Annotated in this window: 23 protein-coding genes; 20 read left to right on the top strand and 3 right to left on the bottom strand. The window is 54.9% G+C overall.

The window, feature by feature from the left end; translation table 11 throughout:
• The first annotated feature begins 117 nt into the window (after positions 1-117).
• The 4 genes from ACXAGA_RS14530 to ACXAGA_RS14515 all read left to right on the top strand — a co-directional run bounded on the left by ACXAGA_RS14530 (position 118) and on the right by ACXAGA_RS14515 (position 6,840).
• On the top strand, positions 118-1,761 hold the full coding sequence (locus ACXAGA_RS14530; RefSeq protein WP_475118197.1) for a subtype B tannase: 1,644 nt from the start codon (positions 118-120) through the stop codon (positions 1,759-1,761).
• Positions 1,762-1,875: 114 nt separating this feature from the next.
• Positions 1,876-2,550: a TetR/AcrR family transcriptional regulator gene (locus ACXAGA_RS14525; RefSeq protein WP_475118196.1), complete on the top strand. Its 675-nt coding sequence runs from the start codon at positions 1,876-1,878 to the stop codon at positions 2,548-2,550.
• A 55-nt stretch (positions 2,551-2,605) separates the two neighbouring features.
• On the top strand, positions 2,606-3,730 hold the full coding sequence (locus ACXAGA_RS14520; protein WP_475118195.1) for an efflux RND transporter periplasmic adaptor subunit: 1,125 nt from the start codon (positions 2,606-2,608) through the stop codon (positions 3,728-3,730).
• The gene (locus ACXAGA_RS14515; protein WP_475118194.1) at positions 3,727-6,840 is read left to right on the top strand and encodes an efflux RND transporter permease subunit; all 3,114 of its coding nucleotides are present in this window, start codon (positions 3,727-3,729) and stop codon (positions 6,838-6,840) included. Before ACXAGA_RS14520 ends, ACXAGA_RS14515 begins: the two co-directional genes overlap by 4 nt.
• 31 nt (positions 6,841-6,871) lie before the next feature.
• Here the strand turns inward: ACXAGA_RS14515 and ACXAGA_RS14510 are convergent, their stop codons facing one another.
• Both ACXAGA_RS14510 and ACXAGA_RS14505 read right to left on the bottom strand, forming a co-directional pair.
• A complete protein-coding gene (locus ACXAGA_RS14510; protein ID WP_475118193.1) occupies positions 6,872-9,394 on the bottom strand; it encodes an ABC transporter permease in 2,523 nt (840 codons plus the stop codon).
• Complete coding sequence (locus ACXAGA_RS14505) at positions 9,391-10,068, bottom strand: ABC transporter ATP-binding protein (protein ID WP_475118192.1); 678 nt, start codon at positions 10,066-10,068, stop codon at positions 9,391-9,393. The genes ACXAGA_RS14510 and ACXAGA_RS14505 overlap by 4 nt, the downstream gene beginning before the upstream one ends.
• 19 nt (positions 10,069-10,087) lie before the next feature.
• Here ACXAGA_RS14505 and ACXAGA_RS14500 point away from each other — a divergent pair, with 19 nt between their 5' ends.
• Together ACXAGA_RS14500 and ACXAGA_RS14495 are read left to right on the top strand one after the other, a co-directional pair.
• A complete protein-coding gene (locus tag ACXAGA_RS14500; RefSeq protein ID WP_475118191.1) occupies positions 10,088-10,750 on the top strand; it encodes an arylesterase in 663 nt (220 codons plus the stop codon).
• Positions 10,747-11,034: a DUF1330 domain-containing protein gene (locus ACXAGA_RS14495; RefSeq protein ID WP_475118190.1), complete on the top strand. Its 288-nt coding sequence runs from the start codon at positions 10,747-10,749 to the stop codon at positions 11,032-11,034. Before ACXAGA_RS14500 ends, ACXAGA_RS14495 begins: the two co-directional genes overlap by 4 nt.
• On the opposite strand, the gene ACXAGA_RS14490 is transcribed toward ACXAGA_RS14495, so the two are convergent.
• The gene (locus ACXAGA_RS14490; RefSeq protein WP_475118189.1) at positions 11,031-11,801 is read right to left on the bottom strand and encodes an IclR family transcriptional regulator; all 771 of its coding nucleotides are present in this window, start codon (positions 11,799-11,801) and stop codon (positions 11,031-11,033) included. The genes ACXAGA_RS14495 and ACXAGA_RS14490 overlap by 4 nt on opposite strands.
• Positions 11,802-12,029: 228 nt before the next feature.
• Here ACXAGA_RS14490 and ACXAGA_RS14485 point away from each other — a divergent pair, with 228 nt between their 5' ends.
• From ACXAGA_RS14485 to ACXAGA_RS14420, 14 genes are all read left to right on the top strand, one after another.
• Positions 12,030-12,866, top strand: coding sequence for a cyclase family protein (locus tag ACXAGA_RS14485; protein WP_475118188.1), 837 nt, complete (start codon positions 12,030-12,032; stop codon positions 12,864-12,866).
• A 63-nt stretch (positions 12,867-12,929) separates the two neighbouring features.
• Complete coding sequence (locus ACXAGA_RS14480; RefSeq protein ID WP_475118187.1) at positions 12,930-13,274, top strand: cupin domain-containing protein; 345 nt, start codon at positions 12,930-12,932, stop codon at positions 13,272-13,274.
• Between the two features lie 2 nt (positions 13,275-13,276).
• Positions 13,277-14,068 (top strand): SDR family NAD(P)-dependent oxidoreductase, encoded by a 792-nt coding sequence (locus ACXAGA_RS14475; protein WP_475118186.1) that lies wholly within the window; start codon positions 13,277-13,279, stop codon positions 14,066-14,068.
• 3 nt (positions 14,069-14,071) lie between these two features.
• The gene (locus tag ACXAGA_RS14470; RefSeq protein ID WP_475118185.1) at positions 14,072-14,998 is read left to right on the top strand and encodes a 3-hydroxyacyl-CoA dehydrogenase family protein; all 927 of its coding nucleotides are present in this window, start codon (positions 14,072-14,074) and stop codon (positions 14,996-14,998) included.
• A 50-nt stretch (positions 14,999-15,048) separates the two neighbouring features.
• On the top strand, positions 15,049-16,314 hold the full coding sequence (locus ACXAGA_RS14465; protein ID WP_475118184.1) for an ABC transporter substrate-binding protein: 1,266 nt from the start codon (positions 15,049-15,051) through the stop codon (positions 16,312-16,314).
• A 4-nt stretch (positions 16,315-16,318) separates the two neighbouring features.
• Positions 16,319-17,047: an ABC transporter ATP-binding protein gene (locus tag ACXAGA_RS14460; protein ID WP_475118183.1), complete on the top strand. Its 729-nt coding sequence runs from the start codon at positions 16,319-16,321 to the stop codon at positions 17,045-17,047.
• Entirely contained in the window at positions 17,040-17,741 is a 702-nt protein-coding gene (locus tag ACXAGA_RS14455) for an ABC transporter ATP-binding protein (protein WP_475118182.1), read from the top strand. Before ACXAGA_RS14460 ends, ACXAGA_RS14455 begins: the two co-directional genes overlap by 8 nt.
• Position 17,742: 1 nt before the next feature.
• Complete coding sequence (locus ACXAGA_RS14450) at positions 17,743-18,603, top strand: branched-chain amino acid ABC transporter permease (RefSeq protein ID WP_475118181.1); 861 nt, start codon at positions 17,743-17,745, stop codon at positions 18,601-18,603.
• A 1-nt stretch (position 18,604) separates the two neighbouring features.
• Entirely contained in the window at positions 18,605-19,609 is a 1,005-nt protein-coding gene (locus ACXAGA_RS14445) for a branched-chain amino acid ABC transporter permease (RefSeq protein ID WP_475118180.1), read from the top strand.
• Between the two features lie 3 nt (positions 19,610-19,612).
• On the top strand, positions 19,613-20,542 hold the full coding sequence (gene kce, locus ACXAGA_RS14440; protein ID WP_475118179.1) for a 3,5-dioxohexanoate:acetyl-CoA acetone transferase: 930 nt from the start codon (positions 19,613-19,615) through the stop codon (positions 20,540-20,542).
• A 49-nt stretch (positions 20,543-20,591) separates the two neighbouring features.
• Positions 20,592-21,563: a TRAP transporter substrate-binding protein gene (locus tag ACXAGA_RS14435; protein ID WP_475118178.1), complete on the top strand. Its 972-nt coding sequence runs from the start codon at positions 20,592-20,594 to the stop codon at positions 21,561-21,563.
• A 45-nt stretch (positions 21,564-21,608) separates the two neighbouring features.
• Complete coding sequence (locus ACXAGA_RS14430; RefSeq protein ID WP_475118177.1) at positions 21,609-22,109, top strand: TRAP transporter small permease; 501 nt, start codon at positions 21,609-21,611, stop codon at positions 22,107-22,109.
• Complete coding sequence (locus ACXAGA_RS14425) at positions 22,106-23,398, top strand: TRAP transporter large permease (protein ID WP_475118176.1); 1,293 nt, start codon at positions 22,106-22,108, stop codon at positions 23,396-23,398. Before ACXAGA_RS14430 ends, ACXAGA_RS14425 begins: the two co-directional genes overlap by 4 nt.
• On the top strand, positions 23,374-24,330 hold the full coding sequence (locus tag ACXAGA_RS14420; RefSeq protein WP_475118175.1) for an NAD(P)-dependent oxidoreductase: 957 nt from the start codon (positions 23,374-23,376) through the stop codon (positions 24,328-24,330). The genes ACXAGA_RS14425 and ACXAGA_RS14420 overlap by 25 nt, the downstream gene beginning before the upstream one ends.
• The last annotated feature ends 1 nt before the right edge of the window (position 24,331 follow it).

Here is a 24,331-nt window from a genome sequence, read left to right as displayed (position 1 = left end):
TCTGCCATCGTTCGATAAGTTTTTGTTAAGTTGCATAGATTTACCGTATAGCTGCGACTGAAGTCATAGGGCTGATCGTTTTAGCGTCATAAGCATTGAACGCTAAAGGACAGTCCTATGAAACTTATTCCAATCCTTTGCACGGCATCTTTGCTGGCCGGTACTGCGCTGACCGCCGTTGCCCAAGGGGCCTATGACGATGCGTTGCGCATCGATCCTGCCGTTTTTGAAACACTGACCGTAACTGTTGATGGCGAACCACTGGTCGTGCGGCGGTACGAGGCTGTTTATGCGGGTAATCCCGTCGCAATGGCGTCGGTTCAACCTGCGCGCCGGATGGGTCCGGGCGGCAGCCCTGCCTCTGCCGAAGGTCAAGAATTGGCTGATCTATTGACCTATCAGAAAATGGCGATCTACGTGCCAGAAACGTCGATTGACGATCAATCGACAGCGATGATTTTTGCAGTGAATAATGCTGGTTGGTTTGCCAGCGAATTGCGCACCAGCGTGGAAAACGGTGGTGAATACGTGTCCACGTCGGATACCGATAACGTCGGCGCGGCTTTTGCGGCTGGTTATGTATTTGTTGATGTTGGTACACGCGGGCGCGGGATTAACGCTGCTGATGGCACCGCTGCGGGCAAGGCTCCGGCGGCTATTGTGGACGCCAAAGCGGCTATTCGGTTTCTACGTTTGAACGATGATCTTTTGCCGGGGTCGGCAGAACGTATCGTCATCACCGGCACGTCGGGCGGTGGCGGTCTGTCGACAGCGGTCGCTGCCAGTGGCAACGCAGCTGACTATTTCCCATATCTGGCAGAGATCGGCGCGGCTGGTATTGATGCAAATGGCGTCAGCAGCCTGAACGATGATGTTTTCGCAACAATTGCATACTGCCCGATCACGTCGTTGGGGTATGCGGATATGGCGTATGAATGGCTGTATCAGGTGCAGCGCGATGACCAGCTAACGGGCGTGTCGCTGGAAGCCTCGCAAACCTTGCGGTCGCAGTACCCTGCGTATCTTGAATCCTTGGGCCTTGCGTTGGACGATGGAACGCCACTGACTGCTGAAAATATGAATGATCTTCTGATGCAGATTGTGACCCTAGAAATTCAGGATCACATCGACGAAGGCGGCAGCGTTCCCGCAATCGGTGAGATGTTTGAATTCACCAGCCGTGGTCAAACGGTTGAGGTCGAAAATACGTGGCTATCGATTGTTGATGGCGTGATTGCGCCATTTGATGTGCAGGATTTTCTGACATTTGTGACCCAGACAAGCGCATTGAAAGACGTTCCTGCGTTTGATCGGACGGCCAATTCCGGAAACGAAGGCGTTGACGGTGAAAATAGTTTGTTCGGCGCTGCTGCGCTGGAATACAGCAATTTCACGCCCTTTGGCTGGAACATGAACGAAGTCGCAGGTGACGGTAGTGGCGCCGACGACACTGGTCTGGAATGGGACGATTTCCTGCAAACGGACGCCGGACAGGCTATTGCTGCCCAAATAAAGCTGACAGATCCGCAGGCGTTCCTACTGGGCAACGCGGACAGCGCGCCCTATTGGTACATTCGTCACGGTATGATTGATCGCGATACGTCCTTTGCCGTGGAACTGGCACTGTATCGGGCCGTTGCGGGAACCGAAGGCGTGAAGGACGTGAACTTTACCTTGCCTTGGATGACGCCGCATTCCGGCAATTATGATGTCCAAGAGGCCTATGGCTGGTTGGCAACTGTTTTGTCGGACGCTGAATAAATGACCTATTGGCCACGAATTTGCGGCCAATCGAAGGCCTAGATGCAAATGACCTGACGTATTGGTCAAAATCGCGATTCCTTGATCGCTAAAATATTGCATACGACCGATTGCATGGTTAATGACCGAAAAGTCATTAACCATGCTTTTGGCCGACTCGTGTTTGAATGCACCCGAAAACCCAGACAGCGCCGCAAAGAGGCGAGACCGTCCGAAATCATCGCGGCGGCAGTCGAGTTGTGGAAAGAACGCGGATTTGCAGCGACCCGATTAGAGGACATCGCAAAGGGTGCCGGCATCGCAAAAGGCACCGTCTATCGTTATTTCCCGTCCAAAGAGGCGGTTTTCGAAGCAGCGGTCGAAGAACAGATTTCAACCAAAACCATGGAACGCGCTGACAACTTGCGCACCACCAACGCCGATTCCGAAGAAATGCTGCTGCGCTATTTTGAAAACATACGCGCACAGCTGGTGGATAGCGGTTCGTTTATATTCCTCAAGGTTCTGTTAGCCGAAGGACATCGGTTTCCGGACCTTGTGAAAAAATACGAAGACTTGGTGATCAAAAACGGCGCTGACGTTGTGCGCGGCATTTTACGTCGCGGCGTCGAACGCGGAGAGTTGAAAACCCAAGCAATGGACCTAGACCCAACGCTGATCATGGCGCCTGCGATGATGTTGTCGCTGTGGGGTACAGTGTTTGACGGAATTCAGGTGCCGGACGTGCAACAAATGCATCGCCAGCATGTCGCATTGATATTGTCCAGCTTGCGGAGCGAAACCATATGACGCCCTGTTTGATGACCACCCTAATTTTGCCTTTGCCCAGACCAGAGAGTTTCAAATGACCGAAACCACGACCCCACAACCGATTAAATTTGACGACGAACACGGATCGTCCCGTTCGAAATGGGTCGCGGGCCTGCTCGCTTTGGGTTTGGTCGGCTGGATGGGCAGCGGCATGGTTGGCCCCGATGCCGAACCGGCGGAACCAGCGGGGGCGGCGGATATTCCATTGGTCGCTGTCCAAGTGATCGATAGCACGGCAGGGGTGGTCGAAAAAACATTCACCGCCGAAGGGCAGACCGAACCTGATCGCCGTGCCACTTTGCGTGCGCGGACGTCGGGCGAAGTGATTGAATTGGCGCTAACCAAAGGGGCGATGGTCAGCGCGGGCGAGGTGATTGCCAAATTTGAATCCCGCGATTTACAGGCGACTCTGCAATCGGCTCAGGAAACTTTGGCCCGCGTCCAAGAGGATTTTAACAGCACGCAATCATTGGCAGATCGCGGTATCGCATCGGCCAGCGCATTGCGCCAAGCGCGCGCAGATTTGGCATCGGCCCAAGCAAGCGTCGCGCAAGCCGAAGAGGCGTTGAACAATGCGATCGTCAGCGCGCCATTTGACGGGCGGTTGGACAGTCTGGATTTGGAACTGGGCGGCTATGTGTCGGCAGGGACCGAATTGGGATATATTCTGGATACCGATCCCTTGCGTGTTGTGGTGCAAATTCCCCAACAATCGTTGGCCCAAATCCGCGAAGGTGCCGACGCAGAGGTCAGTTTCATCACTGGTGAAACCCGTTCGGGGACCATTGATTATATCAGCCGCGATGCGGAATCCGATACGCGTACCTTCCGCGCAGAAATCACCGTGCCGAACGCTGATGGACAGATCGTATCTGGATTGTCGGCCCAAGTGACCGTGCCAACAGGGGATGTGAATGCGCATTTCCTATCGCCCGCGATCCTATCGCTAAACGAAGAAGGCGTTTTGGGCATCAAAACCGTGACCGAAGACGACGTTGTTGAATTCCACGAAGTGGTTATCGAACTGGCTGAACAAGACGGCATCTGGGTCAGTGGTTTGCCCGAAACTGCACGGATCATCACGATTGGTCAGGGGTTTGTATCTGCTGGTGAAACTGTAGCACCGGTAACGGTCGACATGGCGGAGGCGCAGGAATGAATGCCTTAATCGAAGCAGCATTTAGCCGAACTCGGGTCGTTATCCTATTTCTGCTGTGCACACTTTTAATCGGGTTCCTTAGCTATCGGTCGATCCCGAAAGAAAGCTTTCCCGAGGTTCAAATCCCTGTCGTTTATGTGTCGACATCGTTGGATGGTATTTCCCCCGAAGACGCCGAACGGTTGTTGGTCAAACCGCTTGAGACCGAATTGTCGGCCCTGACGGGTTTGAACAGCATGACCGGAACAGGGTCCGAAGGTCACGCCAGTGTTCAATTGGAATTTGATCCGGGGTTTGACCCCGACACCGCACTGGACAAAGTCCGCGAAGCTGTCGATCGGGCGAAAAACAATCTGCCTGCAGATGCCAGCGATCCCACAGTGACCGAAGTGAACACAGCGCTGTTTCCTGTTTTGACCGGTATCCTTTCTGGGGCCGTGCCCGAACGCACACTGAACGCATTGGCCAACGATCTAAAAGACCGCATCGAAGCTGTGCCCGGTGTTCTAGAGGTCGACGTCGCAGGCGAACGCGTTGAAATGTTAGAGGTTTTGATCGACCCCACGGTGTTCGAAACCTACAATCTGTCGTTCAGTGAACTGACCAGCCAGATCAGCCGCAATAACCTGTTGATCGCGGCGGGTGCGATTGAAAACGGCGCAGGCCGTATGGTGTTAAAGGTACCTGGCCTGATCGAAGATCTGTCCGACGTAATGGAAATGCCGATCAAAGTGTCGGGCGATACCGTCGTGACGTTTGCCGATGTGGCATCAGTTCGTAACACGTTCGAAGACCCCAGCAGTTTCGCGCGGATCAATGGCCAACCGGCGCTTGCGTTGGAAATTACCAAACGCAGCGGTGCAAACATCATCGAAACAGTTGATCTGGTGAAAGAGGCGATTGCAGCGGCTCAGGCTGAATGGCCCGAAAGCGTGCGCATCAATTACCTCCAAGACGAAAGCAAGCAGGTGAAAACCATGCTGGCGGATTTGGAATCCAATGTGATTGCAGCCGTTTTGTTGGTGATGATCGTGATTGTTTGGTCCTTGGGCCTGCGGTCATCCATTCTGGTTGGTTTGTCCATTCCGGGTGCATTTTTGGCGGGTGTGTCGATCCTGTTTTTCATGGGTTACACCATGAACATCGTTGTTCTGTTCAGCTTGATCTTGGTTGTCGGCATGTTGGTGGACGGCGCGATTGTAACCGTCGAATTGGCAGACCGTTTACTAAGCGACGGCAAATCCCCGAAAGAGGCTTATGCAATCGCGTCAAAACGAATGGCGTGGCCGATCATCGCATCGACGGCGACCACGCTTAGCGTGTTTTTCCCGCTTTTGTTCTGGTCGTCGACGGTTGGCCAATTCATGAAATTCTTGCCGATCACGGTGATCTTTACGCTGACGGCATCGTTGTTCATGGCATTGATCTTTATTCCGGTTTTGGGTGGCATCATTGGCAAACGCCAGCCGCAAACGGCCAAAGCGCAGATGCAGATTTATTCGGCCGAATATGGTGATCCGCGCAAAATGACAGGGGCAGGCGGCCTGTATGTGCGTGCGTTGCAATGGGCGCTATTGCGTCCACGCAGAACGGTCGTCTTTGCGGTGTTGGCATTGGTTTCGTCGTTCGTCGCCTATGGTCAGTTTGGCACAGGCATTACGTTTTTCCCTGAATCCGAACCCGATTTCGTTCAGGTCGAAGTGCGCGCGCGCGACAATTTTTCGATCTATGAAAAAGATGCATTGGTGCGTCAGGTGGAAAGCCGTCTGATAGGTATGCCCGAATTGGCCAGCGTCTATGCGCGCACAGGGTCCAGCAATATGACGGGCGAAGAGGTGATTGGCTCTGTTCAGTTAGAGCTGACAGAATGGGACACGCGCCGCCCCGCCGTTGAAATCATCGAAGATATCCGCGCAGAAATGCGGACTATTCCTGGGATCAACGTACAGGTTCAGGTGCAGGATGGCGGCCCGTCTGCGGGCAAACCCGTAAACCTAGAACTGGTTTCTAATGATCAGAATGCCCGACTAGAGGCAATCGCGATCGTGCGGACCGCGATGGATAATATCGGCGGGTTTACGGATGTCACCGACACGACCCCACTGCCGGGCGTTGAATGGGAACTGCGCCTAAATCGATCCGAAGCCGCACGGTACGGCGCTGATGTTGCCCTGCTGGGGCAGGCGGTACAGTTGCTGACCCAAGGCATCACGATTGCCGATTATCGTCCCGACAGCGCAGAAGATGCGGTTGATATCCGTATCCGTTTTCCAGCCAATGAACGGTCCTTGGCAGAGTTGGAAAATCTCCGTGTGCCAACCACCTCGGGTTTGGTGCCGATCACGAACTTTGTGACGTTTGAACCTGCTCCGCGCAGCGGTACGATCACGCGGGTCGATCAGGAACGCGTAACAACGTTGTCCGCTGATGTATCGCCCGGTTTGTTGGTGAATGATCAAATCGTCGCGCTGCGCGCAGCGATCGCTGACAGTGACATGCCGGACAATGTCACATGGTCCTTTGCAGGCGAAGCCGAAGATCAGGCCGATGCGATGATTTTCCTAGTCGGGGCTTTTGGCGCTGCGATTGGTTTGATGCTGGTGGTGTTATTGATCCAGTTCAACAGTTTCTATCAGGCCTTTGTCATCATGATCGCGATTGTGTTTTCGATTGCGGGCGTCTTGCTTGGGCTTACTTTGGCGGGCCGGACATTTGGTATCGTCATGGGCGGTATCGGTGTGATCGCGCTGGCGGGGATCGTTGTGAACAACAACATCGTATTGATCGACACGTTCAATGATTTGCGCCGCATGGGTATGTCGCCCCTAGAGGCCGCGCTGCGCACCGGCGCGCAACGTCTGCGCCCTGTCATTTTGACCTCGGGCACGACGGCGTTGGGCCTTGCGCCCATGGTCCTTGGTATCAGCCTTGATTTCTTTAACCGCGAAATCGTTTATGGCGCGCCATCAACGCAAATGTGGCTAGAGCTAAGTTCCACCATCGCGGGCGGGTTGATGTTTGCGACTATTCTGACGCTGATCGTCACTCCCGCTATGTTGATGCTTTCGATTAAGAAATCAGAACGAAATAAACCGACGCCTATCGGTTGATAATAAACGGGGCCCTGATTGGGCCCCGTTTTCATTCGTTTGCGCGCAGTAGTCGTGCAGGTTTTACCGACAGAGGCCGCGCCGCAAAAACCAGACCTGCGATCAGATTGACGATGGTGCCTGCCAGAACAATCATGGCTGCGTTCGACCAAATCGGGGTGAATGACGCGTCCATGACGAACTGGGTTACTGCCCACCCGCCTGCAATCCCCGCACATAGGGCAACAACGCCCGCCGCCAAACCCATCAACGCCGACCGTAGCGCAAAGCTGTACAAAATCGTGGATCGTTCCGCGCCCGTGGTTTTTAGAATTGCGGCTTCATAGGCGCGGCTGCGTTCGCCCGATGCTGCGGCGCCGATCAAAACCAAAAATCCAGTGACTAGGGTTGCTAGGGCTCCATAACGCGTGGCCGAGGCGATGCCGGCAACCACGGTCATGACCTGATCAATGGCATCACGCACGCGGATGGCGGTGATGTTTGGATAGGCCCCTGCCAAATCGCGCAGCAGTTGGGCTTCGGCTGCGGGGTCGGCATAAACGGTGCTGATCCAGCTATGTGGCGCGCCGGCTAGGGCTGCGGGGTTCATCGTCATAACAAACCCCATGCCCGCGTTGCTGAAATCAACCTCGCGGAAACTGGTGATGGTGGCGGTGATGTCGCGGCCTAGAATATTCACGGTGATTTCGTCGCCCAGCACCAGCCCCATTTCGGTTGCCTCTTCGGCGGCAAAGCTGATCTGTGGGGGGCCGTCATACCCCAAAGGCCACCATTCGCCTTGGGTCACGGTTGTGCCGTCTGGGGATTGGTCGCCATAGGTGATGCCGCGGTCGCCCCTGACGACCCAGTGGTCTGAAACCTCGGATGCGGGTTGGCCGTTGATCCGCGTGATGATCCCCCGCAACATTGGGGCCGCTTCGTAGTCTGTAACGCCTGCATCAGGGTCTAATCTGGCGATAAATCCGTCGATTTGATCGGGCTGGATGTCCACAAAGAAATAGGATGGCGCGACCGAAGGCAATTCATCCGAAATTGCATTGCGCAGGTTTCCGTCAATTTGCCCGACACCTGCCAGTACGGCCAGCCCCAGACCAAGCGACAGCACCACCGATGTGGTTTCGCCGCCCTGCGCACTGATCGACGCTAGGGCGAGCCGAAATGCAGGGCGTTTGCGGATTTTCAGGCGCAAACGGCCAGCGGTTTTTCGAATGATCCACGCTGAAACGACCAGCAACGACAGGGCAAAACAGATGCCTCCAGCTGTCCAGAGGGTCAAACGAAATGCGTCCGTAAACCATGCCGATAGGCCAACCAGCAAAACAACCAACCCGAAAATCACGATCAGATATCCCCATGTGGGTCGCTGATCGATATCGTCGAATGATCCTCGGAATAACGTAGCTGCGCGGACCTGTTCTGATTTAGCCAGCGGCCAAAGTGTAAAGATTGCAGCAGTCAAAGCGCCATAAATCGCAGCTTCGAACAATGGGGCGGGGTAAATCGAAAACTCTGCGGGTATTGGTAAATTCGCTGCAATGATCGGCGCAAATAAAACGGGGATCGCAGCACCCGCGATGACGCCAATCGTGATCCCGATGATCGACAGAATGCCAATTTGAATAAAATAGGTTTGAAAGATCGTCTTTTGCGTCGCGCCCAATGATTTAAAGGTCGCGATGGTGGCTGTTTTGCGGGACAAATAGCTGCGCACCGCTGCGGACACACCAACGCCGCCAACGGCTAGACCCGACAGGCCAATCAACACCAAAAAAGATCCCAGACGATCCACAAACCGTTCGACGCCGCGCGCGCCATTTCGGCTGTCGGTCCATCGCATTCCGGTGTCGCGGAATTTTTCCTCGGCTTCCGCCTCTAACGCGTCCAGATCAGTGCCGTCGGGCAAAAGCAATCGGTACTGCGTTTCCATCAGCGTCCCGTCCGCCAACAACCCTGAATTTGACAAACTGTCAGTCAGAACGATTGTCCGTGGGCCCAATCCGAAACCGCCGCCCGCATTGTCGGGGTATTTGGCCAAAATCGCGGATAGGATGAATTCCTGTGTGCCCAGTTTGACGATGTCGCCAACACCGATGGCGAGCCGATCGGCCAGTATTTGTTCAACGACCAATCCAGGGCGCCCGTTTGATCCTGCAAGTGCCTGTTCCAGCGGAATGTCTGGTTCCAATTGCACCGCGCCGATCAGCGGGTACGCATTATCGACGGCCAAGACTTGCGTTAGTCCGCGTTCGGTTGTTTCGCGGTCGACAACCAGCATGGATCGAAAATCAACCGTTTCGGATATGGCCGTTGCGATGCTGTCCATCCACGCGGTTTCGGTTTCATTCGCAAACCGATATGTCAGCTCTACCTCGGCATCACCGCCCAATAGCGCGGCGCTTTCACGCTTTAATCCAGCATTGATCGCCGAACGGACCGATCCAACGGCCGCGATCGCCATAACACCCAAGGCAAGGCAGGCGATGAAAATGCGAAATCCGCGCACGCCTCCGCGTAGTTCGCGGCGGGCAAATTGATAGGATAGGCGTAGGCTCATGCTGTTGCCTCGATCCGGCCATCACGCAGGCGAATGGTACGGTCGCAGCGCTGCGCCAGTTCGGGCGAATGCGTGACCATGATCAAAGTCGCGCCGTGGCGATCACGCAGGCTGAACAGCAGGTCCATGATTGCAGCGCCGGTTGTTTCGTCCAAATTTCCCGTCGGTTCATCCGCTAGTAATAGTTTCGGACGTGGGGCAGAGGCCCGTGCCAGCGCAACGCGCTGTTGTTCGCCCCCGGACAGTTGCGAAGGATAATGCCCCGCCCGCGTTCCCAAACCGACGGCGTCCAGTTCCGCCTGAGCGCGTTCAAACGCGTCGGGCACATTCGCCAATTCCAAAGGTGTGGCCACATTTTCCAGCGCGGTCATGGTCGGGATCAGGTGAAACGATTGGAACACGATCCCCATGTTTTCACGGCGAAACCGCGCTAATGCGTCTTCGTTCAAATGCGTGATATCAGTGCTAAGCGCTGTGATTTTGCCCGAAGTTGCAGTCTCTAACCCGCCCATAAGCATCAGGAGCGACGATTTACCCGATCCACTGGGCCCAATCAGGCCCAATGTCTCACCTTGCGTGACGTCCAATGTGATCCCATGTAAAATATCTACGGGTCCGGCGTTGCCGCGCAGGCGCAATGAAACATTATCCAAAGAAATGGCTGTGTCGGTCATAAAGAGGTCTTTCGGTACAATGGTTATAAACAGATATGGGGCATATCGTTTGGTTCGCAATGCTATCGCCAGCGTCGTTTTGTTGGCGGGCGCTGCGCAGGCACAAACCGTAACGATTGCTGCGCTGGGTGACAGTTTGACCCAAGGCTACGGATTGCCTGCAAGTGACGGTTTCGTGCCGCAGTTAGAACAATGGTTATCTGATCAAGGCGCGGATGCTGCTGTGCTGAATGCGGGCGTGTCGGGCGATACAACAGCGGGCGGTCTGTCTAGGGTCGGCTGGACATTGTCGCCGGACGTTGATGCAATGATTGTGACCTTGGGCGGTAACGATTTGCTACGCGGTATCGACCCTGCCGTCAGCCGTGCCAACCTAGACGGCATTATGCAGGCGGCGGAAAATGCACAAATCCCTGTTTTGTTGGTCGGGATGCAGGCATCAAACAATTATGGCCCCGATTATAAATCAGCGTTCGACAGCATGTATGTTGAATTGGCATCAGACTATGACGCGCTGTTTTTTCCCAGTTTCTTGGGGCCGCTGGTCGCAGAACGTGATGTTTCTGCGGCTCGGGCGTTTTTTCAACCGGATGGCATCCATCCGAACGCTGGGGGTGTGTCGGTTATCGTTGATGAAATCGGGCCCGTTGTTCTGGAATTGATACAAAAGGTGGACCAATGACCAAAGCCTACTGGATTGCGCATGTCACAGTCTCGGACGTAGCGACGTATCAATCCTATCGCGCGGCGGCAGCGCCTGTGTTGGAACAGGCTGGCGCGCGAATTTTGGCCTTGGGCGGCGAACAGCAAACGGTATCGGGCGACATGCGACCGCACACTGTGATCGTGGAATTTCCATCGATGCAGGCCGCGCGCGACTGTTATTTCGGGGACGGCTATCAGGCGACGATCCCTGAACGCGACAAAGGCGCTGATGTTGATCTATCGATCGTCGAAGGACGTTAGGTTTTGCTGCCAATTACGGTGTCAGAAATTGTGCGTTTCAACGTAGCCAGGTGATGTTCGACGACTGGCTTTAGCCGCTCGTAGCGACTGCTGGGCATTGGGACGGATATCGCGTGCAGGTCACCGCTCCAGTCGGCAAAGGCGATCCCCATCGCCGAAACGCCCATACTGTGTTCATCTTCGTCATAGGCGATGCCTGTGGCTGAAACACGGTCTAACATCATTGAATATCTATCCCAATCGCCGTCTATGCCCCGTGCCGACCATTCCGCGATTGTCATCTTCTTCGCCTGATCACGTGGCATCAGCGCTAGAACCGCGCGCCCGTTTGCTGTGTCGGTCAATGGAAAGATGTCGCCAACAAAGGACACGGTGCGCAGACGATGCGTGCCCGCGACCTGGTCCAGGAAAATCATACCAGTGCCGCGTAAGCAGGATAAATCCACGGTTTCACCCGTAGACCGCACAAGTTCCGTTAAATGAGGTCGGCATAAATCAACGACGCTAAAGTGGGCGCCTGTTGCCAGCGATGTAATCTCTGGCCCTAACCGCAGCCCGCCATTGCCGGTACTGACCACCATTCGTTCATCCTGCAGCGCTGCGATGATCCGCTGCACCGTACTGCGGGCCAATCCAACCTGATCCGCGATCTGGCCCAACGACATGCCTTTGGGCGAATCTCTTAGCGTTCTGAGGATCGACGCCGCGCGTGCAATTACCTGAATGCCATTTTTCGACTGGGATTTTTCGGGCTCAATTTCGGTCATTTGATCACTTTATTACGTTTTGCCGATTTGAGGTGGGCAAAATTACGGTCAAATCGCAGGTTATTCCCGCAATGCGGTACAGTCAAACCGAATTACAGTTTTTTGTTGACCGTAATGCGGTGCGTATGCATCACTATGCGGGACGGGCGAGGAGGCCCCCAAGACATTTTAAATCGCACGACCGCGGGCCGAATTGATCGGAGTCCGCGAACAGAGGAGGAGTGCAAAATGGTTACAGTCCGCGGGATTGAATTCGAAGGAAACACTGACAACTCGATGGGCGTAGAGTTCTACAACCTGTCCCACCGTTTCGGTTTCCAGAACCCGAATTGGCCGTATTTTCAGGATACGAAAATCGAACGCATCCATTACATGGCCAAATCTGGCGTGCTGTCGCAACGCATCACGACCACCATGCACGCGACCACTCACATCGACGCCCCTGCGCACGTGGTGCAGGGCACTCCATTCATCGACGAAGTTCCGCTGCCGCATTTCTTTGGTTCGGGCATCGTTGTGTCGATCCCAAAGAAAAAGTGGGAACCGATCACTGGCGAAGATCTGGAAAAAGCCTGCGGTCACGCGATCCGCAAAGGTGACGTTCTGATCGTAAACACCGGTTGGCACCACGATTACGAAGACGGTGATTATTTCGCGTACTGCCCCGGTTTTGTGCCGTCGGCTGCTGAATGGATGGTGGAAAAAGGCATCAAAGTCGTCGGCCACGATACCCAAGCAAACGACCACCCGCTGGCAACCGCGATTGGCCCGCAGCGCAACGGCCCTTTGCTGCCGCATCTGGCCGAAGAATACAAAGAATGGTCCGGCGGCCGCGATTGGAAAGACGATTTCCCCGAATGGGAACCATGCCACAACATCCTGTTCAAGAACGGCATTATGGGCATCGAAAACGTGGGCGGCGATCTGGACGCGGTCACTGGCAAACGCTGCACCTTTGCGTTCTTCCCATGGAACTGGGATCGCGGTGACGGCTGTATCGTACGTCTGGTCGCGATGATCGACAAAGACCAGCAGTACCGCATCGAATCCGGCGAAGAATTCTAAGCCGCTTTTGGGGCCGCTGACTGGAGACGGCGGCCCCATCAATCGATTGGGAGGAGAGATGCCATGCATCTAAAGCGTTTTGACGACGCTGCGCCCTATGACGCGCCGAACCATTTCGGAGTTGTTGGGCTGCGGCTACAGGGGTTTGAACAAGGCGGGCCAGAAAACCAATGGGTTGGACTGTCTCAGTTCCTGCCGGGCGGTGGCGCAGGCCCCGACAGCACCCCGTTTGAAAAGGTCTACGTCGTGTTGGATGGCGAAATGACCGTCATCGTGGACGGGCAAGAAACTGTGCTGGGCAAATACGACAGCTGCACCATTCCGCCGAACGAAGTCCGTAAAATTGAAAACCGATCGAACCACGTCTGCACGATGCTGGTGGTGATCCCCTATCCTCCAAAGGCCTGACAATGCTTGATAATCCTCTTTCCATGTTTGACGTCAAAGGCAAGGTTGCGTTGATTACGGGCGCGTCTGGGGCGTTTGGTGTTGTTGCGGCACGCATTCTGGCGGGCGCGGGGTGCAAATTGGTTTTGGCGGCGGGCAATGCGGACGCATTGAACGAAATTGCAAACGAATGCCGCGAAGGCGGGGCTGACGTGGCCACGGTCAACTGCCGACCAGATTCCGAAGGCGCGGTTGATGATCTGATCGCGCAGACGGTTGATGCCTTTGGCGCGCTGGACATTATGGTCGTGGCATCGGGCATGAACAAAGTCGCCAAAATCGAAGACATGTCGCCAGATACGTTCCTGTCGGTCATGGATGCGAACGTCACGCAGTCGTGGCTATTGGCGCGTGCCGCAACGAAACAGATGAAATCCCAAGGGTCGGGCGGCAAAATCGTTCTGGTATCGTCGGCCCGCGGTTTGCTGGGGCACCCCAACGGCTACACCGCATATTGCGCGTCCAAGGCCGCTGTTGATGGCATCACCAAAGCGTTGGGTTGCGAATTGGGCCAAACGGGGATCACCGTGAATGCCATCGCGCCAACCGTGTTCCGCAGCCCGCTGACCGCTTGGATGTTTGAAGACACCGAAGAAGCAACAAAGGTCCGCGACGGTTTCCTAGCCCGCGTTCCCAAGGGCCGTCTGGGCGAGCCAGAAGATTTGGCGGGTCCATTGCTGTTCCTGTCGTCCAAGGCGTCGGATTTCTACACAGGCCACATTCTATACGCCGATGGCGGCTATACGGCGGGCTAGGGTATGAACAAGAACCTGCAAATCGCTGTTATCGGCGCGGGATTGATGGGGCATGGCATTGCCCTGACCTTGGCCCGTGCGGGGCAATACGTTGCGATCACTGATCCGGTGCCCGCCGCTCGCGCGGCTCTGCCGCAACGCGTGACCGACAGCCTGCGGCTGATGGGCGAAACCGAAGAACGCATCGCCAAAATCCTGAAAAAGATCGAAATTTTCGACAGCATTCAGGGCGCCGTGAAAGATGCCTATGCCGTGTTCGAAGCAGCCCCAGAAAAGCTGGACCTGAAACGTCAAATCTTTGCCGAGATTGAACAGCACGCGCCAGAGACGGCGATCCTTGCGTCAAACACATCCGTGATGCCGATCACGCAGATTATGCAGGGTCTAACCATGCGCAATCGCGCTGTCGGAACGCACTGGTGGAACCCCGCGCATATGATCCCGCTGGTCGAAATCATCCGCACAGAATGGACCGATGATGACACCATGGATCAGATGGTGGCGTTGCTGGCGGATGCGGGCAAAACGCCTGTCCGCGTTGAACGCGATGTGCCTGGGTTCATCGGTAACCGCCTGCAACATGCGCTATGGCGCGAGGCGGTGTCGCTGGTTGAACGTGGAATTTGCGACGCGGAATCCGTTGATACTGTTGTGAAATCCTGTTTCGGGCGCCGCTTGTCCGTGTTGGGACCTTTGGAAAATGCCGACCTTGTTGGGACGGATTTGACGCTGGATATCCACAACACGGTTCTTGCCGATTTGGAGGATCGCAAAGGACCGTCGCCCTATCTACAGCAGCTGGTTGCGGATCAGAAACTGGGCATGAAATCAGGGCAGGGGTTCCGCAATTGGACACCGGAAGAGGCCGAAAAGGTCCGCAACCGTGTCACGACCCATCTGCAAAAATTGGAAACCATACTGAACGACTAAAGGCCCGCCGCGCGGCGGGAAAACCGCGCATTTTTAGGGAGGAGAGAACAATGAAAACCAATCGCCGTCATTTTTTGGCAGGCTCGGCCTCGTTTTTGGCCGCACCCGCTATTCTGACATCCAGCCGCGCGTATGCCGCATCGCCAGTTATCCGCGTTGGTCACGTTAGCCCGCGCACTGGTCCTTTGGCCGGTTTTGCCGAAGCGGATGATTACATCCTACAGGCCGTTATGGAAAAATTCGGTGCGGGCATCGATAACAACGGCAAATCCTATCAGATCGAAATCATCTCGAAGGACAGCCAATCCAACCCGAACCGCGCCGCCGAAGTCGCCAGTGAACTGATCCTATCGGACGAAGTCGATATTATCGTCGCGGCGTCTACCCCCGATACGGTTAATCCAGTCTCTGATCAGGCCGAACTGAACGAAGTGCCATGCATCACCACCGATTGCCCGTGGCAGCCGTATTTCTTTGGCCGTGGGGGCAATCCAGCCGAAGGGTTCGAAAACACCTACCATTTCTTTTGGGGGCTAGAGGACGTTATCGGCGCATTCCTGAATATGTGGGACGCCGCTGGTGTTGCTAAAAAGGTCGGCGGTCTGTTCCCCAATGATGCCGATGGCAATGCGTGGGGCGATGCTGAATTGGGTCTGCCAAAACCACTGGCCGCAGCGGGTTACGATCTGATTGATCCGGGCCGCTATCAGCCGATGTCGGACGATTTCAGCAACCAGATCAATGCATTCAAAGAGGCCGGTTGCGAAATCGTAACGGGCAATATGATCCCCCCTGATTTTGCGACCTTCTGGGCACAATCGGCGCAGCAAGGGTTCAACCCAAAGATCGTCACCATCGGCAAAGCATTGCTGTTCCCGTCTGTGATCCAAGGTTTGGGTGACCGTGGTTTGGGGCTTAGCTCCGAGGTTTGGTGGTCGCCATCGCACCCATTTGCATCGTCGCTGACGGGCGCATCTGCGGGTGATTTGGCCAACGGATATACCGCCGCGACGGGCCGCCCGTGGACGCAGCCGATCGGGTTTAAACACGCGCTGTTCGAAGTCGTCGCCGACGTCGTCGCTCGGGCCGAAGATCTAGATGATCCAGCGGCAATCGTGTCGGCCATTGCGGGTACGAATATCGATACGATCGTGGGGTCGGTAAATTGGTCGAACGGTCCGGTCAAAAACGTCACTAAAACGCCTTTGGTCGCGGGACAATGGCAGGCGGACGGCGATGGCATCGACCTGAAAATCGTATCGAACGCCACAGCGCCCGATATTCCTGTCACTGGCGAACTGCAATTGTTGGGCTGATGGTATGACGGCAATTCTGGAACTGTCGGGCGTTCAAAAATCATTCGGCGCGGTCACTGTGGCGGATGATCAAAGCTGGACTTTGCAAAAAGGCGAAGCTTTGGGCGTTTTAGGCCCAAATGGGGCTGGCAAAACGTCGATGTTCAATCTGGTAACGGGTACTTTGCCTGCAGATAGCGGGATCATTCGTTTGGGTGGTCAGGATATCTCTGGCTGGTCTGCGGCACGTCGTTGCCGCGCTGGCATCGCCCGCAGTTTTCAGGTGCCTCAGCCGTTCGGCGCAATGACTATTTTCGAAAACGCCTATGTGGCGGCAACCCAAGGCGCCGGTTTATCCGGCGCCGAGGCTGAAAAAACCTGTCTCGAGGTTTTGACCCAGACAGGGTTGATGCCAAAAGCCAATGTTATTGCCGGCGGTTTACCCTTGCTGGACCGTAAACGGTTGGAACTGGCCCGTGCGATGTGTGCAAAGCCGCAGGTTTTGTTGCTGGACGAAATTGCAGGTGGACTGACCGAACGGGAATGCAAAAGCCTGATCGAAACGATCAATGACCTTCGAAAAACAGGCATTTCGATCGTCTGGATCGAACATGTGGTTCACGCCCTAATGGCTGTGGTGGACCGTTTGATTGTCATTGATTTCGGAAAAAAAATTGCTGACGGCGACCCCCGTACAATCATGGACAGCCGCGCAGTCAAAGAAATCTATCTAGGGATCGAAGCAGATGCCTGATCTATTAAAAATCAACGGTTTAACAGCCCATTACGGTGATTTTCAGGCCCTATACGGTGTCGATTTTTCCGTCGCTCAGGGCGAAGTTATGGCCGTAATCGGTGCGAATGGCGCTGGTAAAACCACACTGATGAGGTCGATCTGCGGATTGATCAAAAACGGTTCCGATATGGTCCAATGGCGGGGTCGTACCATTGGGGCTGATCGCGCCGATCAAATCGCGGCGCAAGGTATTGCATTGGTGCCCGAAGGTCGGTTGCTGTTCCAATCCCTGTCCGTCGAAGAAAACTTGATCATCGGCGGTCAAATGGGTCGTAAGGGGCCTTGGAATCTTGATCGACTATATAACCTGTTCCCCATTTTAAAAGAACGGCGCAACGTGCCTGCAACTGCGCTGTCTGGGGGACAACAACAGATGGTCGCAATCGGTCGCGCCCTGATGTCAAACCCTGATTTGCTGATGATGGATGAAATCAGCCTAGGCTTGGCGCCCGTTATCATTCGCCAAATCTACGACGCGTTGCCCGGAATTGTCGGAGAAGGCCTAACCGCCATCGTCGTTGAACAGGATATCGCCAAAGCGCTGTCCGTGTCGTCTCGGGTCATTTGTTTGCAAGAGGGGCGGGTGTCTTTGTCGGGTCCATCAGACGATTTGGATCGCGACGCCATCTCTGCCGCATATTTCGGAGTCTGACATGGATTGGGTAAATGCAATTGTTCAAGGCACTTTGCTGGGCGGGCTGTACGCTATGTTCGCTGCAGGGCTGAGCCTGATTTTTGGCGTGATGCGACTGGTAAACATCGCCCATGGCGATTTGATTGTCCTGTCCGCGTATTTGGCGCTGACTGTCACAATCGCTTTGGGTGTAAACCCGATTTTGGCGATGATTGTTGTTGTCCCTGCTATGGCTGCCTTTGGGTATGGGTTGCAGCGGTTGGTGCTAAACCAAACGATGGGCGACGACATTCTGCCACCTTTGCTGGTGACCTTTGGATTGTCGGTGATCCTGCAAAACACGTTACTGACGGTCTATACGGCGGATCCACAAAAATTGAATGCCGGTTCGATTGAAACGGCCAGTGTGCCGATGGGCGAATTGAACGTCGGAGTGATGCCTTTGATCGTTTTCGCGACAGCGATTGCGGTGATTGGTGGGCTTCAGTGGGTTTTCTATAAAACCGCACTTGGCCGAGCATTTCGTGCAACGTCGGACCGTCAGGATATCGCGCAGTTGATGGGCCTTAACCGCGCGCATGTGTTCGGATTGGCCATGGCGTTGTCTTTGGCTGTGACCGCGCTGGCGGGCGTCTTTTTGGGGATGCGTACCTCGTTTGATCCGGCCGTTGGGGGATCGCGTCTGATTTTCGGGTTCGAAGCCGTCATCATCGGCGGTTTGGGGAACCTATGGGGCACATTGGCGGGCGGTGTCATTTTGGGTGTCGCGCAAACGCTGGGCGCAAAACTGCACCCGGGTTTTCAGATCCTTGCTGGCCATATCGTTTTCCTGATCATCCTCGCTGTGCGTCCGCGCGGCCTATTCCCAAGGATTGACTGAGATGCATACAGTTTCGCGTTCAACAAATCTGTCCCGTACCGCAATGATCATTTTGGCGTTTGCTGTCGTGGTCATGGTTGCCGCACCCTTTTGGGCTGGCCGTGCAGAGTTGCGACTATTGGGCGAGGTGTTTTTGTACCTATCGCTTGCCACGTTGTGGAACCTGCTGGCGGGGTATGCTGGCCTGGTATCCGTTGGTCAACAAGCCTACGTCGGTTTTGGCGGCTACATGTTTTTCGCTGCGACGATCCTATGGGGCGTTCATCCCTTTGTTGCACTGCCGATCGTCGTGGTTTTAGGGGCCGCCGTTTCCGCGCCAGTTGCTGTCCTGATGTTTCGTTTGCGGGGGGCCTATTTTGCGATTGGCACTTGGGTCGCCGCCGAAGTGTTCCGTTTGTCCTTTGCGCAGATGACGGCATTGGGCGGCGGGTCGGGAACGTCGTTGCCCGTTTCTATCGTGAAACAGTTGGCCGATGGCCGTGATGCCCGTGACGCGGCCGCCTATTGGCTGGCTTTGTCAGTGGCCGTGTTGGTCGTTGGAACGGCGTTCTTTCTACTGCGGTCCCGCAAGGGTGTGGCCCTGATGGCCATTCGCGACAATGAATTGGCGGCAAAATCGTTAGGCATCGATATCTGGCGGACAAAGTTCACTGTTTATGTCATCACCGCCGCGCTTACGACGCTGGTCGGAGCGTTGATTTTCCTGCAAAAATTGCGAATTTCGCCCGATGCTGCGTTTTCGGCAAACGACTGGACAGCCTTTGTGATCTTTATCGTTGTCATCGGCGGTATCGGTACAATCGAAGGCCCGATTGTTGGCACCATCGTTTTCTTTGCGCTGCGCGAAACGCTGGCTGATTTGGGGACCATCTACCTGATCGCATTAGGCGCTGTCGCAATCATCATCATGCTTAAAGCACCCAAAGGGTTGTGGGGACTGGTCCGCGGTAATCGTGGCATCGAATTATTCCCGTTGTCCCGCCGTGTGCAATCACCAAAGGACTGACCAATGGCCAAACAAAAGACCATCATCACATGCGCGATTACGGGCGCAATTCATACGCCAACAATGTCGGATGCACTGCCGTATACCGCTGATGACATCACAGATCAGGCCACTGCCGCAGCTGACGCTGGTGCGTCCATCCTGCATTTGCACGCACGGCGGCCTGGCGATGGCGGCGTTAGTATCGATCCGGAAACGTTTGGCGCGTTTCTCCCTCGTATCAAAGGATCGACTGACGCCGTCATCAATATTTCCACGGGCGGCAGCCTGAAAAACACGATCCATGAACGTATCGCGCCGGCTCTGAAATTTTCACCCGAAATGTGTTCGATGAACATGGGGTCGATGAACTTTAGCTTTCATCCACTGGCCAAACGGTACGACGATTGGAAATTCGACTGGGAAAAGGAATATGTGGAAAATTCAGATACTTACATTTTCCGCAACACATTCGCAGACATTGAAAACGCGGCGAGCCAATTGGCGCCACATGACATCAAATTCGAACACGAATGTTACGATGTTGGGCATTTGTATAACCTGAAATTCTGCATGGATATCGGGTTGTTCAAGGCGCCGATCTTTATCCAGTTTATCTTTGGTATTCTGGGCGGCATCGGGCCTGAAATCGACAATCTGGTGTTTATGAAACGCACTGCTGATCGTTTGTTCGGGGACGATTACCGTTGGTCTGTTTTGGGGGCTGGCGGCGCACAGATGTCGTTGGCGACCACGGCCAGTCAAATGGGCGGAAATGTTCGCGTTGGACTAGAGGACAGTTTGTTCATCAGCCGTGGCAAATTGGCGGAAAGCAACGCGCAGCAAGTTCAGAAAATACGTCGCATCGTCGAAGATTTAGGCTGCGAAATCGCCACACCAGACGAGGCACGCGACATTTTGGGCCTGAAAGGAGCAGATAAAACGTTGTTCTAACGTCCCGAGGGAGAGGAGGCCCGAAGGACATTCACTTGGAGGAAAAAAGATGAACTATTTCACGACTGCAGCGGCAATTGCGCTGCTGGCCGCGCCGGTCGCGGCAGAAACTCTCAAGGTCAGTAGCTATTTGCCGCCGATGCACACCTTTAACCGCGCGATCGAAGCGTGGGGTGCCGAATTGACAGAGGCAACAGGCGGAGAGCTGACATTAGAGATGTATTCGTCGGCGCAACTAGGGCCGCCGCCACGCCAGTTCGATCTAATCCGCGCTGGTGCGGCGGACATTGCAGTTATTTTGCATTCGGCAACGCCGGGCCGGTTCCCGTTGTCCGAATTGGCGGGGCTGCCTCTGACGCATCCCAGCGCCGGAAATAACAGTGCAGTCACATCCCGTCGTTTGACAGAGCTGGCAGACCAGCTGGCTGACGAACATCGTGGCGCGCATATTTTGTGGATGGGCGTGACGCCGCCATTGAAAATGCATTTCGCCGATGTTGACCCGTCGGACGTTGGAAATATTGCGGGCACCCGTGTTCGGTACGCTGGGCTGACGTGGCAACAAATCATCGAAGCCTTGGGCGCGTCGCCCGTTCCTGTTCCACCGGCAGAAACTGCAGATGCAATGGGCAAGGGTGTGGTTGACGCTTCAACATTCCCGTTCGAGGCGACAATGCCGTTCCATTTGGGACCGGTGACGAAATACACGCTAGAACCCGGCATTGCGTCCATGACCTTTGCGTTGGTGATGTCTGATCAGGCGTGGAACCGGTTGTCCGATGAACAAAGGGCGGCAATCACCCAAACGACCGGGCCTGACCGTGCAGAATGGTTCGGCGGTATGTGGGACGAAAGCGAAGCCAAAGGACGCACCTACATGTCCGATGCAGGCACCACCATTGTGTCACTGTCAGACGATCAGTTGGCGGGGATGCAGGGAACTTTCGGTGGCATAGTCGACTCTGCTGTGTCGGCGGCGGGTCCAACCGCAGCTGATTTTCTAGCCGCATATACCGAATAATTTTGATGCCCCCTGTATAGCGGGGGGCGTCTGATCGGAGGGACCATGTCAAAAGATCCACTAATTCGAATTATGCTGGGCATTGCCGGCGTTGCGCTGATGATCATGGTGATCGTTGTCATCGCTGATATTTTATGTCGGGCTGTTATCAATATGCCCGTGCGCGGCGCCTATGATGTCGTCAGCATTTGTTTGCTGGTCATGACGGCTTTTGGCATTGGGGCTGTCATCGCGCAACGGGCCGAAATTGCGATTGATTTGATCGATGACATTGTTCCGCCTGTCGTCGTGCGCGGTTTGGGCATTGTCGCGTCACTGCTAGGCGTTTCGATTTTCGCCTACATTGGCTGGGCGATGCTGACCCCCGCGAAAGATGCGTGGAGCTATGGCGATAGGTCTCTTGAACTGGGATTGCCTCTTTGGATTTTATGGTCTGTTGCGATTTTTGGGATCGCCTGTGCGTTTTGGGGGTACCTAATGCAGATGCGATCGTTGCTACGTGACCCGATCAAAATCGCCGCCACATCAGAGGAGGGCGCGCTGTGACCAGTTTTGCGATTGGGATGACGGGGCTGGGAACAATGTTGATCATGTTGTTCCTAAGGCAGCCGGTTTGGCTTGCGTTGGCTGTTATCGGGATTGTCGGAAATTACATCCTGAATGGATCGTTTGGCGCACAATATGTGGCTGGAACAACGTTTTTCGACGAAGCATCAAACTATAATTTAGCCGTTATTCCGCTCTTTATTCTGATGGGGGAAATCGCCAGTCAATCGCGCATGTCGGCAGAACTATTTGGCGCGGCGCGGACCGTTCTGTCAGGTATTCGCGGCGGTTTGGCGATGGCGGCAATCGCTGCGTCAGGGGCCTTTGGCGCGTTGTGCGGCAGTTCGGTGGCCACGGCGGCCAGCATGACCCGCATCGCCATGCCAGAAATGAACAAGGCGGGATATGACCGTGGGTTTGCATCCGGTTCTGTTGCGGCAGGTGGGTCGCTGGGTATCCTGATCCCGCCGTCGATTATTTTGGTGATCTACGGATCTGTTACGGAAACATCGGTGGCGCAATTGTTTGCGGCCTCAATGATCCCGGGTCTGGCTTTGCTGGGATTGTATTTGATCGTCGCGGCCTTTGTGGCAGGAAAATCCGCCCCGACGGATCAACCCGCAACACTACGCGAACGCCTAAGCGCGCTGAAAAAACCGTGGCAATTTGTGGTTCTGTTCCTACTGACGATCGGCGGTATTTACACGGGTGTATTTTCCCCGAACGAGGCCGCATCGGTGGGCGCAGGTGGCGCAATCGCTCTGGGGTTTTTCCGGCGCAGTTTGACATGGGATGGTCTGCAGAAATCGATCCAAAGCTCTGTCTTGGTGTCTTGTGCGCTATTGATGATCATCATCGGCGCGAAAATGTTTGCCAATTTCATTGTCCAGACGCGTTTGCCAGATCAATTGCTAAATCTGGCGCAAGGGGCGGATCTGTCGGTTTGGGTCGTGATGGGCCTGATCGTGGCGATCTATCTGGTACTGGGGTGCTTTTTAGAAGGCATCGGAATGGTTTTGATCACCGTTCCCGTGTTTTTACCCGTGGTTGCTGGCTATGGATTTGATCCGATTTGGTTCGGTGTTTTGGTCGCAGTTCTGGTGGAATTGGGTCTAATTACGCCGCCCGTGGGTATGAATTTGTTTATCATTCGGGCTCAGGTTCCAGACCTGCCCATGAAAGCGATCTACAAAGGCGTCATACCGTTTCTGATCGCGCCTGTTATTCTGGTCGGACTGCTATTTGCGATGCCGAATATCGCGCTGTGGCTACCTGGGCTGCTGTACTGATGCGCGTTGTCGTTTTTGATCCCGCAGCGGATGACATTGTAAATCAGCTATCGAAACGCGTTCCGCAGGCGGAATTGATCGCAGCGACCGTTTCGGCCGATTGCCAACGTGCCATCGGGGATGCGACGGGGCTGATTGCTCAGGGGGCGATGATGTCGTCAAAGCTATACGACGACGCCAGCCGATTACGGTGGGTGCATCTGGTCGCGCCGCCTTATGTTGCGCCAGCCAACGCTGTGCTGACCGTAACCGGCGAGGATGCTGTTGCGCAAATGGCAGAGCTGGCGATGCTGTTGATGCTTGCCTCTGTTCGTAAATTGTCGCGGTCCATGATGAACCAGCGGATGGGCGTTTGGGACCGTTGGGCGCAGCCGTTGATCCAAGGCAAAACAGTATGCATCGTGGGCGTGGGCGCAGTTGCGGAAAAGCTGGCGTCGATGCTGTCGGTTTTCGGCGCAACGGTGACAGGCGTGACGCGCCGAACCGAGGTGACGGGATTTTCGGAAATTTTCCCGCGCGCGCGCATCCATGCGGCTGTATCAAACGCGGATATCGTCATTGCGCTGTGCGAAAATTCAGCTGAAACGCACAAGATCATCGATGATACAGTCATCGCCGCCATGCGGCCTGATGCGCATCTGATCGGATTGGCCAATGGCGGTGTGATCGATGAAAATGCTCTGATCGACGCGCTTGCCCAAAATCGCATCGCTGGTGCTGCTTTGGATGAATTTCAAACCTCGCCTTTGCGCGGTGATGATCCACTTTGGTCTGTGCCAAATCTGATTGTTTCGCCATGTTTGGGGCGGTTCCCGATTTTCCCAAGCGCAGCAGACATCGATATCATTTCTGAAAATTTGGCGGCGTTTTGCGCGGACGATTTGGATCGTTTGGCACGCCGCATCGACCCGATTGATCACAAAGGATCCTGAT

It is taken from the genome of Marivivens sp. ABH4_498, from assembly GCF_056160585.1.
The sequence above is the reverse complement of the archived record's forward strand: the minus strand, read 5'-3'. Positions and strand labels throughout refer to the sequence as shown.

What these genes read in the sequence shown, in the direction of transcription:
- ACXAGA_RS14465 (WP_475118184.1), top strand. Translation starts at nt 15,049, where the DNA reads ATGAAAACCAATCGCCGTCATTTTTTGGCAGGCTCGGCCTCGTTTTTG.
- ACXAGA_RS14510 (WP_475118193.1), bottom strand. Translation starts at nt 9,394, where the DNA reads ATGAGCCTACGCCTATCCTATCAATTTGCCCGCCGCGAACTACGCGGA.
- ACXAGA_RS14500 (WP_475118191.1), top strand. Translation starts at nt 10,088, where the DNA reads ATGGTTATAAACAGATATGGGGCATATCGTTTGGTTCGCAATGCTATC.
- ACXAGA_RS14505 (WP_475118192.1), bottom strand. Translation starts at nt 10,068, where the DNA reads ATGACCGACACAGCCATTTCTTTGGATAATGTTTCATTGCGCCTGCGC.
- ACXAGA_RS14475 (WP_475118186.1), top strand. Translation starts at nt 13,277, where the DNA reads ATGCTTGATAATCCTCTTTCCATGTTTGACGTCAAAGGCAAGGTTGCG.
- kce (WP_475118179.1), top strand. Translation starts at nt 19,613, where the DNA reads ATGGCCAAACAAAAGACCATCATCACATGCGCGATTACGGGCGCAATT.
- ACXAGA_RS14445 (WP_475118180.1), top strand. Translation starts at nt 18,605, where the DNA reads ATGCATACAGTTTCGCGTTCAACAAATCTGTCCCGTACCGCAATGATC.
- ACXAGA_RS14520 (WP_475118195.1), top strand. Translation starts at nt 2,606, where the DNA reads ATGACCGAAACCACGACCCCACAACCGATTAAATTTGACGACGAACAC.
- ACXAGA_RS14490 (WP_475118189.1), bottom strand. Translation starts at nt 11,801, where the DNA reads ATGACCGAAATTGAGCCCGAAAAATCCCAGTCGAAAAATGGCATTCAG.
- ACXAGA_RS14515 (WP_475118194.1), top strand. Translation starts at nt 3,727, where the DNA reads ATGAATGCCTTAATCGAAGCAGCATTTAGCCGAACTCGGGTCGTTATC.
- ACXAGA_RS14480 (WP_475118187.1), top strand. Translation starts at nt 12,930, where the DNA reads ATGCATCTAAAGCGTTTTGACGACGCTGCGCCCTATGACGCGCCGAAC.
- ACXAGA_RS14435 (WP_475118178.1), top strand. Translation starts at nt 20,592, where the DNA reads ATGAACTATTTCACGACTGCAGCGGCAATTGCGCTGCTGGCCGCGCCG.
- ACXAGA_RS14450 (WP_475118181.1), top strand. Translation starts at nt 17,743, where the DNA reads ATGGATTGGGTAAATGCAATTGTTCAAGGCACTTTGCTGGGCGGGCTG.
- ACXAGA_RS14470 (WP_475118185.1), top strand. Translation starts at nt 14,072, where the DNA reads ATGAACAAGAACCTGCAAATCGCTGTTATCGGCGCGGGATTGATGGGG.
- ACXAGA_RS14455 (WP_475118182.1), top strand. Translation starts at nt 17,040, where the DNA reads ATGCCTGATCTATTAAAAATCAACGGTTTAACAGCCCATTACGGTGAT.
- ACXAGA_RS14530 (WP_475118197.1), top strand. Translation starts at nt 118, where the DNA reads ATGAAACTTATTCCAATCCTTTGCACGGCATCTTTGCTGGCCGGTACT.
- ACXAGA_RS14485 (WP_475118188.1), top strand. Translation starts at nt 12,030, where the DNA reads ATGGTTACAGTCCGCGGGATTGAATTCGAAGGAAACACTGACAACTCG.
- ACXAGA_RS14525 (WP_475118196.1), top strand. Translation starts at nt 1,876, where the DNA reads ATGGTTAATGACCGAAAAGTCATTAACCATGCTTTTGGCCGACTCGTG.
- ACXAGA_RS14460 (WP_475118183.1), top strand. Translation starts at nt 16,319, where the DNA reads ATGACGGCAATTCTGGAACTGTCGGGCGTTCAAAAATCATTCGGCGCG.
- ACXAGA_RS14495 (WP_475118190.1), top strand. Translation starts at nt 10,747, where the DNA reads ATGACCAAAGCCTACTGGATTGCGCATGTCACAGTCTCGGACGTAGCG.
- ACXAGA_RS14430 (WP_475118177.1), top strand. Translation starts at nt 21,609, where the DNA reads ATGTCAAAAGATCCACTAATTCGAATTATGCTGGGCATTGCCGGCGTT.